Annotated in this window: 3 protein-coding genes; 2 read left to right on the forward strand and 1 reads right to left on the reverse strand. The window is 67.3% G+C overall.

Translation table 11 applies throughout. The features are described 5' to 3' along the window. The first annotated feature begins 248 nt into the window (after positions 1 to 248). Entirely contained in the window at positions 249 to 635 is a 387-nt protein-coding gene (locus E1289_RS37445) for a hypothetical protein (RefSeq protein ID WP_243713479.1), read from the forward strand. Between the two features lie 9 nt (positions 636 to 644). Here E1289_RS37445 and E1289_RS37450 read toward each other — a convergent pair whose 3' ends face one another. Continuing rightward, a complete protein-coding gene (locus E1289_RS37450; RefSeq protein WP_131988907.1) occupies positions 645 to 1,061 on the reverse strand; it encodes a VOC family protein in 417 nt (138 codons plus the stop codon). A 73-nt stretch (positions 1,062 to 1,134) separates the two neighbouring features. Between E1289_RS37450 and E1289_RS37455 the strand changes: the two genes are divergently transcribed. Beyond that, complete coding sequence (locus E1289_RS37455; protein ID WP_243713481.1) at positions 1,135 to 1,722, forward strand: TetR/AcrR family transcriptional regulator; 588 nt, start codon at positions 1,135 to 1,137, stop codon at positions 1,720 to 1,722. The last annotated feature ends 80 nt before the right edge of the window (positions 1,723 to 1,802 follow it).

Consider the following 1,802-nt stretch of genomic DNA (forward strand, 5'->3'; position numbering starts at 1 on the left):
GGGATGGGGTGATGGGGGCGTTGTTGTGAGCTCCTCAGTTGGTGCCATGCGTGTTGGTTGCTCCGCCCCGGCCGCCGGACGTTGCGTCCGCGGACTGCCGAATCTACGGAAGTGGTTTGGTGTGGAAGCGTTGGTTGGGGCTGGCGGGTGGTTTGGGGTGGGGTTTAGGCTGCGTTGCCGGATAGGGCGCTCGGGTCGGCTGGTATTGCGTGCTCGGTCTGGGTGAGCAAGGGCCCGATGGAGAGGAGATGCTCCGCATGATCTTTCTGGGGCTGGTCGTCATGCTTGCCGCCATCGTGGTCGGTGTCGCCGTGGTGGTGGGTAACACGGGTGAGGCCCAGATGGCCATGTTCGGCGATGGTGTTCCTGGGGTCACCGAGCAGTGGCACGTCTTCATGGCCGGGGCCGTGGTGACCATCGTGCTCATGAGCGGCCTGATGATCGCGGCGCTCGGGTTCAGGCGTGCGATGAACGTGCGCCGGGAGTTGCGGGACCTGCGGGACGAGCATGAGGAGTCCCTGCAGACGCTGGAGATGGAGCGCCGGAGGCTTCAGCAGGCGCTGGCGCAGACACGGCGGCGCGGTGGCATGGGCGACCAGCCGTCCGTCCCGGCGCAGCGGGTCGCTCCGAACTGAGGAGTCGCGTTACGGGGCCGTGTACTGGTCCGCGTAAGCCTGGGACGGGGTTATGGGCGTGATGACGTCGATGAGGACGCCGTTGGGGTCGGCGACGATGAAGTGACGCTGTCCGAAGTCTTCGCTCCGTATCTGGAGTTCGGGATGTAGGCCCTCTTGGAGGACGAGCCGTTCCCACTCGGCGTCCACGTCCTCCACCTCGAAGTTCAACAGCAGCCCTTGGGCAGGAGTGCGGTATCCCTCCGGCAGCGTCGGGTGCGTGTGGTCGAGCAGGGCGAGTTCGTACGGGGACGTGCCGGGCCGGCGCAGGCTCACGTACCAGTCGGCTTCGAATGTCGTCTCGAAGCCCAGCAGCGCCGTGTAGAAGCGGTGGGACTCCGCGAGGCGGGACGTGCAGATCACCGGGTAGAAGCTCGTCAGGTGCATGGTGTCTCCTTTCACATACCGTCGGTATGTGAGGGTATCTTGGCATACCGTCGGTATGTCAAGGAGGGCGCACGTGAGCGGCAGGGCACGGCGGCGGGAGTTGACGCGCACGACGCTGCTGCGCGAGAGCAGGCGGTTGTTCGCCGCGCGCGGGTACGGAGCGGTGAGCCTCTCGGAGATCGTCGGCGCGGCGGGCGTCACCAAGGGGGCGCTCTACCACCTGTTCGAGAGCAAGGCGGAGCTGTTCCGTGCCGTCCTGGAGCAGGTGCAGGAGGAAGTGGCACGGGTTGTCGCCGAAACGGCGGATGCCGAAGACGACCCGTGGACGCGATTCACAACCGGCTGCCAGGCGTTCCTCACCGCCAGTACGGCCCCGGACATCCAGCGCATCATGCTCGTGGACGGCCCGGCCGTGCTCGGCTGGAACGAGTGGCGGGCGATGGACGAGGCGGGCTCGGGCAGCCACCTGGCCGACGTGATCACCGAGTTGATCGATGAGGGGCTGATCGCCCCTCAACCGGCCGCTCCGCTGACCCATCTGCTGTCAGGCGCGATGAACGAGGCCGCGCTGTGGCTGGCCGCGTCCGGCGACCCAGAGGCGAACCTGCCGGACACCCGAGCAGCCCTGGCTCGGATGCTCGACGCGCTGCGCGCACCTTGACCGGCGCGTCCTGTGGCTTGGGTGCCGGGCGATGCCGTCCTGATCGGCCACGTGGGTTTGGTGTGGGCGCTGTCAGGGGT

This window comes from Actinomadura sp. 6K520, from assembly GCF_004349245.1.
Taxonomy (GTDB): domain Bacteria; phylum Actinomycetota; class Actinomycetes; order Streptosporangiales; family Streptosporangiaceae; genus Spirillospora.